Origin of the sequence: Clostridium sp., from assembly GCF_021443865.1 — a bacterium.
Classification (GTDB): domain Bacteria; phylum Bacillota; class Clostridia; order Clostridiales; family Clostridiaceae; genus Clostridium.
The window spans coordinates 1-9,766 of sequence record NZ_JABUTB010000080.1 but is presented as its reverse complement, the minus strand read 5'-3'; the positions used below and the strand labels follow the sequence as shown (position 1 = coordinate 9,766).

The following is a 9,766-nucleotide window of genomic DNA, read 5'->3' as shown; positions in this document are numbered from 1 at the left end:
AGACTTGAAACTTGGACTTTTCAGCATTTCTTAACTGTGAGGACTTTAGCAACATTTGGAGATGGACTAAACAACTTGCATAAAGGATATTCAGGAGTCAATGAAGTATCTGATAATATTTTCGATAATTTAATGGTTGCATTAACAGGAAAGATAAATGCTTATGAAGTGATGTTAGATGAGAAACTAATAGGATATACTGTTTCAGAAAGCAACTTAGAAAATGTAAAAAAAATTATTCTAAAAAAATATATAGATGAAAACAGTATAAAAGAGGATATGGTTAAGGAGTTCGATATTAAAGGAGATATAGTATTAAATCAAGAAAGAGTAGAGGTTGACTTGATTGAGACAAATGAAGAAATAGCAAATAATCTTTATGAATTATCTAAAAGAGAATCTAATGGTATTAAAATAAATATAAAATATTTAAAAGAAGAAGTAGATAATATAAAACCATCAACTACCATAATTCCAACAGAAACTCTATATATAGGAGAATCTAAAATAGAAGAAGGAGTTTATGGACTTAAAAGAGATACAAAAGAATATACAGTTGAAGCAGGTAAAATTATAAATTCAAAATTAATTGAAGAATATATAATTAAAGATGCAGTTAGCAAAAAAATATATAGGGGAACTAAAAATCCTTATAAATATGGAGTTGCTTTTTTAAGTCATCCAACTAGGGGGGGATACATGACCTCTGGATATGGTGAAAGATGGAGTTCATTTCATAAGGGAATAGATATTGCAGGAGATATAGGAGATAATGTTTTTGCCGCAATGGACGGAGAAGTTATTTATTCTGAATATAATGATGGCGGATATGGTAATTTAATTATAATTAAGCATGAAGATAATATGAGTACATATTATGGGCACTTAAATGAATATAAAGTAAAAGTAGGAGATAAGGTAAAAAAGGGAGATATAATTGGAGAAGTAGGGAATACTGGATTCAGTACTGGACCGCACTTACACTTTGAATTAAGAGTAAATAATGAACCAGTAGACCCTACAGGATATATTGTACAATAAGTAAGAATATAAAATAAGAACTCAAATAGTATTTAATTTGAGTTCTTATTTTAGTATTAGCTTAATATTAACTTTGCCATATCCTTGATGATGTTTTGGAATTTCATCTAGATGTTCGCAAGCTACTTTTAATATTGAAGATATATCTTTTGGTGTTAAACTATTATCAGTTTCATAAATTAATGCACATACACCTGCTATATAAGCAGCAGCTATTGAAGTTCCAGTAAAGGTCTTATAAGATAGATCTAATTTTGAAGGGTATAGCTTATTACCATCTCTTTCAGAAATAAAATTTATATCTGAATTTAATGAAACAATATCCACACAAGAAGCACAAAGATTAGGTTTAGTATCCATTCTTGTAGAACCAGATGAAGAGTAAGTATAAGGGTGTATATTAGCGGTTGAGTCATAGCCTGAAACTGTTATACATCTATCACAAAGAGCTAATCCTGTAATAGAACCATCTAAATTCTTGCTACTTCCACTTGGTATTATACAAGTAATATTTTTGCTGTTAATTAAAGAAACTAACGAATCAAATAAATTTTGTAGAAAGGTGTTGTAGCTTAATAATTCAAAAGGAAGGCACAAAACCTTTATAACACCCTTTTCAGCTTCTTTAGACACTAATTCCATAGCATATAATATATCTGAAAAGTAGCCCTTACCAGTTCTGTCAAAGGCCTTATAAGAATATATAGAGCTTTCAGGAGCTATTCCACTATACATTCCATTAGATTTTTTACCATTACCAGCAATAATACCTGCTGTACAAGTTCCATGACCATTATCATCATATGGATAATGCAAATCATTAATTAAGTCTATAAATAAGGATATTCTATTATAAGGAGTAGTCAAATCAGCATGAGGATAAACTCCAGAATCTATTATAGCTATTCCTATTCCTTTACCCTTATTTCTATTTTTATTAGGTAGTCTAACTTTATTTGCGGTATTTACACTAATACCACATAAAAATAAGTATTCATCAAAGCAAATATATTCGATCTCAGGGTATTCTAAGAGTCTTTCTATGCCATTAGAATTTAATCTAGCAGTTATTACTTTACAAGCTTCTATATGGTTTATTAATTCACCCTTGTATGAAGGTATTTTTTTTATTATACTATCTTGAAATCTTTTATATTTAATTAAAACTCTATAATTATTATAAGGTTTTGATAACATACATGATTTTAAATTCGGCTCTAATCTTCTAGTAAAAGAAAACATATTAATCTCCTAAAAATGATCACAATATATATTATATTAAAAGGTATATTTTTGTTAATACAATAAATAAAAAAGGAGAGGAATTAACCTCTCCTTTTGAAAATAATTATTCCAATTATCATAACTCCAATTCCAATAAACTCCCTAATTCCAAAGGAAACTCTTTCAGTTCCAAAAAGGCCAAAGGCATCTACTATTCCTGCAGAAGCTAATTGAGCTATTAATATTGTTCCGATTCCTAAGGTTGCACCCATAGCCCCTATGCTTTTCATAACAGTAAAAATTATAATAACTCCAAGTATACCACCTAATAAATAAAGCTTATTTACATCTTTTACAGCCTTAAAAGAACCTTTTCCAAAGAACATTAGTATTATTAATGTAAATATTAATGCTGTTCCTTGGACTATTACATTAGTTTCCCAAGTTCCAACCTTTTCTCCAAGGCGTGTATTAAAAATTCCTTGAAGTGTCATTGAAATTCCAGAAATAATTGCACATATAATTGCTAACATCATATCACCTCGAAGATATTATTCCCTCTAAGCATAATAAATATTAAAAAACCTTCTATTTAAAAATAGAAGGCTTTCTTTTAATTCTTCAAAAATTTTTCTTTTATTTGAGTTTCGGAATATCCTAAAGTTATTCCTAGGCTTATGAAATCTTCAACTAGTGTTAAATAGTGGTCTTCTGAAGTTGATATTATTAAGTCATTTAAATCTATAAATAAATTTAAAAATTGATCACTTAAACAATAATCATTTGGCTTTATTGATACTTCTTCTATTGAATTGTATTTTTTATCTATACCTATAGATATAATTTTAGCAAAACAATCTAAATATTTCTTAAATAAAGCTTCTTTATTTATTTCTAATTCTTCTCCAATCCAATACTTATAACATTGTGTTTCATCAGCTAGATGACTTATTTTTGTATGTAACTCTAAATATTTTCTAGCCCAAATTTTATACTCACTTAAGTTGCTATCAATAATAAGTTGTTTATTTCTTTCTATTTGAGCCTCAAAAAAAGACTTAATTTCCATAAACATCCTCCTGGCTTTTTGGATTTACCATATACTATTTTACAGAAATAAATTGAAAATGAAAAGTATAGAAAACGAATACAAAAAAATAAATTTTTAAATTGTGGAAAATTTAAGCGAATAAAAAAGTAATAATTTCTACTATTATTCTAAATAGGAATTATTACCTTCTTTTAACTTATAAATATAAGTTCTTCTTTAATGGATAACTTTTAACTAAGGTTTCTCTTTTATTATTTGAAAATCTCCATAATTCAATTCTATCTACCTTTAAAGTATCACATTTGGACTTAAGATTAATTTCACCATCAAGTTTTTTCATATCTCTTGGAATAAAATTTAGATTAGCCAAGGATATATGAAGAGGTGACTCGTTAGAATTTTCTTCAACATTAAATCCATGTAGTCTTAATGTATCATTCATTAATCTATCCATTCTTTTAATATATCCAACATCTTGAATATTAAGGTTTAAGGTTTTACTATTTTCTGAAATAGAAATCTCCTTCATTAATTGAACCTTAAAATTTTTATATGGTTTTATTATTTTATCTACTACAACATCTAATTTATCTATATTTGGATTCTCAATTACTTCTAAAGGTATATAAGGGGCTGGAGAATTTCTATTTGCCCTAAACTTTTTAGAAAGATTCTTTTGTATAGGATTTAAATTTTTATATGATTCATCATCAAATAGTGCCACTAAGTAATATTTCATAGCTTCAGCCTCTCATAATATATTGGTTTATATTCATAATAAATGTATACAAACCTTGTTATAAATTATAACATATTACAAAAAATTTAAAAAGATTATATAATTTAAAAATTTTACGAATATTTTGTTGCAAAGTAAGTAAAAAAGCCTTTTGTAAGAAAAAACTCTATTTAATTAAATAATTTTTATGTTATAATGTTAGTTGTAAGTTTTTAAGAAAGTTACATAGAATGGATAATTGTTGAAATAATAGGAAACATTAATATATATAAATATGATAAGGGTGAAACGGATGGAAAAGTTAGTTATAAATGGAGGAAAAGTCTTAAAAGGCTCAGTTGACATAAATGGTGCAAAAAACTCAGCAGTTGCTATATTGCCAGCAGCGATAATGGCAAGCGAAGGTAAATGCATTATTGATAATGTTCCGGATATAGAAGATGTACATTGTCTTGAAAGAATATTATCAAGTCTTGGATGTAAGGTTAAAAAAATTGATAATAATACTATAGAAATAGATTCTACTGAAGTTACAAGCGTTGATGCATGTACTGATGATGTTAGAAGAATGAGAGCTTCATATTACTTTATAGGAGCTTTATTATCAAGATTTAAAAAAGCTAGAGTAGAATTACCAGGCGGATGCCCTATTGGAGTTAGACCAATAGATCAACACATTAAGGGATTTGAAGCATTAGGTGCTAAAGTAAATATTGAACATGGAGCTGTTACTGTAGAAGCAGAAAAACTTCAAGGAGCAAATATATTCTTTGATGTAGTTACAGTTGGAGCGACTATTAACGTTATGATTGCAGCAACATTAGCAGAAGGTACTACTATACTTGAAAATGTTGCAAAAGAACCTCATGTTGTTGATGTAGCAAACTTTTTAAACTCTATGGGTGCAGATATTAAAGGTGCTGGAACAGATGTAATTAGAGTAAAAGGTGTAGAAAAATTAGTTGGATGTGATTATAGCGTTATTCCAGATCAAATAGAAGCAGGAACTTTTATGATTGCAGCAGCTGCAACTAAAGGAGATGTAACTATAAATAATGTTATTCCAAAGCACTTAGAATCTATAGCAGCTAAACTTATAGAAATGGGTGCAACTGTAGAAGAGGGAGACGATAGCGTTAGAGTTTACGCAACTGGAGATTTAAAGGGTGTTAGTGTTAAAACAGCTCCTTATCCAGGATTCCCAACAGATGTACAACAACCTATGTCAGCATTATTAAGCATAGTACCAGGAAAAAGTTTAATTGCAGAAACTATTTGGGAAAGCAGACATAAGCATATAGATGAGCTTAAGAAAATGGGAGCTACTATAAAAGTTGAAGGAAGAACGGCAATAATTGAAGGTAAAGATAAATTAGTTGGAGCTAAAGTAATAGCAACTGACTTAAGAGCTGGAGCAGCTATGGTTATAGCTGGATTAGTAGCAGATGGTGTTACTGAAATATACGAAATTGAACATATAGATAGAGGATATCCTCATATAGAAAACAAATTCGCAGCCCTAGGTGCAGATATTACTAGAGCCTTAGAAGAGTAACATCTATGGGGGAAGAGGAATGAAGTTTTGTTCATTATATAGTGGAAGCAGTGGGAATAGTATCTTCATTGCTTCTGAAAATGCAAGGATTTTAATAGATGCAGGTTTACCAGGAAAGAAAATTGATGAAGCATTAAAGAGTATTGGGGAAGACCCAAGTAAATTAGATGGAATTTTTGTAACTCATGAGCATTCAGATCATATTAAGGGGATTGGAGTATTATCTCGTAAATATGATATTCCTATTTACACCAATGCAGATACTTGGAATGTATTAGAAGGTTCCATAGGAAAAATAAAAGAACATAATATAAAGATAATGGATAGAAGATCTACTATGTGTATAAAGGATTTAGATGTAATTTCATTTAATATACCTCACGATGCTGTAGCACCAGTTGGATATACTATACACTGCAATGGCAAGAAGGCAAGTGTTACTACAGACTTTGGAATATACACAGAAGAAATAAGAGATAATATAAAGGATTCAGAAGTTATATTATTAGAAAGTAATCATGATGTAAGCATGTTAAAATTTGGGCCATATCCATATACTTTAAAGAGAAGAATATTAAGTGAAGTTGGACATTTATCCAATGAAGATTGCGGTAAGGCATTAGTTGACTTAATAACATATAAGTCAAATAAAAGAATACTTTTAGGACATTTAAGCGGAACTAACAATCATCCTGAATTAGCATTAGAAACTGTTAGTGGAGTTTTAAGAGAAAATAATATTATACTAGATAAAGATGTTGATTTAACTATGGCTAACAGACATAGTCCTAGTGATTTAATTTTAGTTTAGCCAATTTAAATAAAATAACAAAATACTTATAAAGCATATAAGAAGGAGAATAAAATATGAGTTTATATAAGCAATGGACTGATATGGTAGTTGAATATGTTAAGGTAAAAGGAGAACAAGCTTTTTGGAGTGAGTATATGGAATTAGAAACATCTATATACAAGGATATTTTAGCAAAGCATACAGAAAATTATACTTTTACAATTAATGATTTAGCTAAGAAACAAAATACAACAGTTGAATTTATAATGGGATTTGTTGATGGAATTAACGATAGCTTAAAGAATGAATTAGATTTAGAAAATATAACAGCTGAAGAAGAAATAACATTAGAAGTTGACTTAGAAAAGTTATACTTTAATATGTTAGATGCAAAAGCTGAATATTTATATAACTTACCACAATGGGAAGGTATTTTCTCACCAGAAAAGAGAAAAGAAATCCAAAAGAAATACAGAGATTCTGTAACTGTAAGAAATGAAAATAAAATAGGAAGAAACGATGCTTGTCCATGTGGAAGTGGAAAAAAATATAAAAAGTGTTGTGGAAAATAATTTATTTAAGAAGAGACCTATAAATTTTAGGTCTCTTTATTTCATTTTTAATGTATATTTATTATAATTAAAATGAAGTAAATATTTGGGAGTGAGATATAATGGATAATAACTTAAAATGGGTAAATGAACAAAGAATATTAAGAACTATAGAAGCTCTTAATAAAAACAATATGAATGGATACTTGGTAAATACTAAAGGGGAACTAATAGAAAAAATAAAGGAATTAGTAGAAGAAAATTCTACTGTATCTTCTGGGGGATCAGTTTCATTAAATGAAACAGGAGTTATGGATCACTTAAGAAGCGGAAGATATAAATTCCTAGATAGATATGAAGAAGGTCTAAGTCAAGAAGAAATAACAAATGTTTTTAAACAAAGCTTTTTTGCAGATGCTTATTTTGCAAGTAGTAATGCAGTAACAGAAGATGGAAAGCTATATAATGTAGATGGTAATGGTAATAGAGTTGCAGCAATGCTTTTTGGACCTAAAAAGGTAATTCTTATAGTTGGTGTAAATAAAATAGTTAAGAATATAGAAGAAGCAGTTGTAAGAAATAGAGAAATATGTGCACCAGCTAATGCTAAAAGATTAAATAAAATGACACCTTGTACTAAGGTTGGCTACTGTGTTGATTGTAAGGGAAGCGATAAGCTATGTAGAGAATTCACAGTAATATCAAGCCAAGGGGATAAGGATAGAATACATGTAATCTTTATGAATGAGGAAATAGGATACTAGAAATAAATGAAGAATGAAAAATTAAAAATGAAATTCCGCCGAGAGCGGAATTTCTTTTTTTATTCAAAGCTGTTTTCGTAAAAATCAAAAAATGTACTTATGGATACACCTTGTTTTATTATATCAGAGTCTTCAGTATTTAATTGCCAACCATAAGTTTTATATTCCTTCCAATTCTTTTTACTAACAGGATTTAAGTCATATTGTTCCTCAATAGCTTTAAATCCATCTTTATAATCCATAAGAGCTTGAGAAAAAGCTTTATCTGTATCTTTAAAGATTGGGATACCTTCACTATTTTCACCTAAGGCATAAGCTTCATTATCACCAAAGGAAGCACTACCAGTATATTCTCTTACAACTTTTGCTGAAGAGTTACTACAAGAAGTAAGTGTAAAAATTAAACTAAGAGAGAAGAAGATAATAAGTAATCTTTTCATTTATTTCACCTCTATAAAAATATTTTAATTATCTTTAATAATAAATAAAAATTAGATTTCAAAGGAATTATAACATATTTTACCATTTGAATTGGTTACATAAAAATTACATTTTTATTGTATCAAAAACTTTATAATTAAATAATTATATTATATAGAAATTAATAAATAAGGAGATTATAATGTTTGAAATGTTTCCTTCTATTTTAAGTAATTTAATGGGAAATAACCAAGGATATAATAATACAAATAATAATGTATTTAATCAAAATAATTATAATGGAAATATGTATAGTGAAAATACTAATAATGGTAATTATAAATATGGAACTTTTACTAATGGCAATGATATAATTAATGTATTTAGTGGAACTTTTGCAGGAAGCTTTGCAGGGACTTTTAATAGTATATTCAATGAAGTTTTTTCTACATTAATTAATAATGAAGATTTAATTAATAGCATAGTAGAAACTGTAGTAAATAGTGATGTTATTAATTCTTTAATAGAAGAGGAAGAGTCTGAAGAAGAAATAGATTTAGAGTTTAGGGATTATGGAGATAGATACCTTATAGAAGGAAAGCTAGAAGGTGCAAACAAAAAGGATATAGATGTGGATTATGATAATGAGCATATAAGCATAAAAGTAAAGAGAAGTGCCATAAAAGATAATTATCTTAAAATAGCAATGCTAGAAGAAAAGGATTATGCTGAAAGAACCTTCTATGTACCTAGAGTAGATCCCAAAAGGATTCAAGCCGTGTTTAATGCAGATGTATTAAGAATATACTTAAAAAAACTTCCTGAAATAGAAGAAGGCACTACAATAATAGATGTAGAAGAGTATAATATTTAAATAAACTAAAAATAATTAATACCAATGAGGAGAAAATGGGATGAATATAACTATAATTTCAGTTGGAAAATTAAAAGAAAAATATTTAAAACAAGCAATAGATGAATATTCTAAAAGGTTATCTAGGTATTGCAAATTAGATATCATAGAGTTACCAGATGAGAAAACACCAGATAACGCATCAGAAAAAGAAGAACTACAAATAAAGGATAAAGAAGGGGAATTAATTCTTTCAAAAATAAAAGAAAACATGCATGTTGTTGCTATGGATTTAAAAGGTGAAAACCTAACATCAGAACAATTTGCATCATACATAGAAAACTGTGGAGTTATGGGAAACTCAAATATAGCCTTTATAATAGGCGGAAGTCTAGGACTATCACAGAAGGTAATAAAGAGGGCAAATTATAAGCTTTGCTTTTCAAAGATGACTTTCCCACATCAATTATTTAGAGTAATGTTATTAGAACAAATATACAGAGGCTTTAGAATAATGAAAAATGAACCGTACCATAAGTAAATGCGAACGGTGTTAATTTTAAAAAGAGAATTTTATTAAAAAATCAAGAGAGGTTATATTAATATGGATATTAAAGTGCAAAAGATAATTAAATTTGAAAAACTGTATGAAGCTAATTTAATCGTTAATATGGTATATGAAGGAGGAAAGAATGGCAATCATAGTGATGAAGTAATGGTCTTATGTCAATATCTTGGACACAAAAAGTCAAACTTTTTTATGCTACACTTCTAG

13 protein-coding genes are annotated in these 9,766 nt (G+C 28.2%); 8 read left to right on the top strand and 5 right to left on the bottom strand.

Translation table 11 applies throughout. The features are described from left to right. The coding region (locus HUJ77_RS12535) for a peptidoglycan DD-metalloendopeptidase family protein (RefSeq protein WP_291709129.1) at nucleotides 1–1,041 on the top strand (1,041 nt) is incomplete at its 5' end. Between the two features lie 45 nt (nucleotides 1,042–1,086). On the opposite strand, the gene HUJ77_RS12530 is transcribed toward HUJ77_RS12535, so the two are convergent. The 4 genes from HUJ77_RS12530 to HUJ77_RS12515 all read right to left on the bottom strand — a co-directional run bounded on the left by HUJ77_RS12530 (nucleotide 1,087) and on the right by HUJ77_RS12515 (nucleotide 4,055). Beyond that, nucleotides 1,087–2,283 (bottom strand): S8 family serine peptidase, encoded by a 1,197-nt coding sequence (locus HUJ77_RS12530; protein ID WP_291709128.1) that lies wholly within the window; start codon nucleotides 2,281–2,283, stop codon nucleotides 1,087–1,089. An 83-nt stretch (nucleotides 2,284–2,366) separates the two neighbouring features. After that, nucleotides 2,367–2,798 carry a DMT family transporter gene (locus tag HUJ77_RS12525; RefSeq protein ID WP_291709131.1) on the bottom strand — a complete coding sequence of 144 codons (432 nt, stop codon included), beginning with the start codon at nucleotides 2,796–2,798 and terminating at the stop codon, nucleotides 2,367–2,369. An 80-nt stretch (nucleotides 2,799–2,878) separates the two neighbouring features. Beyond that, nucleotides 2,879–3,334 carry a dUTP diphosphatase gene (locus HUJ77_RS12520; RefSeq protein ID WP_291709126.1) on the bottom strand — a complete coding sequence of 152 codons (456 nt, stop codon included), beginning with the start codon at nucleotides 3,332–3,334 and terminating at the stop codon, nucleotides 2,879–2,881. A gap of 178 nt (nucleotides 3,335–3,512) precedes the next feature. Beyond that, on the bottom strand, nucleotides 3,513–4,055 hold the full coding sequence (locus HUJ77_RS12515) for a hypothetical protein (protein ID WP_291709124.1): 543 nt from the start codon (nucleotides 4,053–4,055) through the stop codon (nucleotides 3,513–3,515). A 292-nt stretch (nucleotides 4,056–4,347) separates the two neighbouring features. Between HUJ77_RS12515 and HUJ77_RS12510 the strand changes: the two genes are divergently transcribed. The 4 genes from HUJ77_RS12510 to HUJ77_RS12495 all read left to right on the top strand — a co-directional run bounded on the left by HUJ77_RS12510 (nucleotide 4,348) and on the right by HUJ77_RS12495 (nucleotide 7,718). Next, nucleotides 4,348–5,610 (top strand): UDP-N-acetylglucosamine 1-carboxyvinyltransferase, encoded by a 1,263-nt coding sequence (locus HUJ77_RS12510; RefSeq protein WP_291709123.1) that lies wholly within the window; start codon nucleotides 4,348–4,350, stop codon nucleotides 5,608–5,610. A gap of 19 nt (nucleotides 5,611–5,629) precedes the next feature. After that, nucleotides 5,630–6,421 (top strand): MBL fold metallo-hydrolase, encoded by a 792-nt coding sequence (locus HUJ77_RS12505; protein WP_291709120.1) that lies wholly within the window; start codon nucleotides 5,630–5,632, stop codon nucleotides 6,419–6,421. Between the two features lie 56 nt (nucleotides 6,422–6,477). Beyond that, nucleotides 6,478–6,975 carry an SEC-C metal-binding domain-containing protein gene (locus HUJ77_RS12500; RefSeq protein WP_291709118.1) on the top strand — a complete coding sequence of 166 codons (498 nt, stop codon included), beginning with the start codon at nucleotides 6,478–6,480 and terminating at the stop codon, nucleotides 6,973–6,975. Between the two features lie 101 nt (nucleotides 6,976–7,076). Further along, nucleotides 7,077–7,718, top strand: a complete 642-nt coding sequence (locus HUJ77_RS12495) for a lactate utilization protein (RefSeq protein WP_291709116.1) — start codon at nucleotides 7,077–7,079, stop codon at nucleotides 7,716–7,718. A 59-nt stretch (nucleotides 7,719–7,777) separates the two neighbouring features. Here HUJ77_RS12495 and HUJ77_RS12490 read toward each other — a convergent pair whose 3' ends face one another. Then, complete coding sequence (locus tag HUJ77_RS12490) at nucleotides 7,778–8,158, bottom strand: hypothetical protein (RefSeq protein ID WP_291709114.1); 381 nt, start codon at nucleotides 8,156–8,158, stop codon at nucleotides 7,778–7,780. Between the two features lie 182 nt (nucleotides 8,159–8,340). On the opposite strand from HUJ77_RS12490, the gene HUJ77_RS12485 reads away from it, so the two are divergent. The 3 genes from HUJ77_RS12485 (at nucleotide 8,341) to HUJ77_RS12475 (ending at nucleotide 9,766) form a co-directional block, all read left to right on the top strand. Beyond that, a complete protein-coding gene (locus HUJ77_RS12485) occupies nucleotides 8,341–9,012 on the top strand; it encodes an Hsp20 family protein (RefSeq protein WP_291709112.1) in 672 nt (223 codons plus the stop codon). Nucleotides 9,013–9,052: 40 nt separating this feature from the next. Continuing rightward, a complete protein-coding gene (gene rlmH, locus HUJ77_RS12480) occupies nucleotides 9,053–9,532 on the top strand; it encodes a 23S rRNA (pseudouridine(1915)-N(3))-methyltransferase RlmH (RefSeq protein WP_291709110.1) in 480 nt (159 codons plus the stop codon). 63 nt (nucleotides 9,533–9,595) lie between these two features. After that, nucleotides 9,596–9,766, top strand: a complete 171-nt coding sequence (locus HUJ77_RS12475; RefSeq protein WP_291709108.1) for a hypothetical protein — start codon at nucleotides 9,596–9,598, stop codon at nucleotides 9,764–9,766.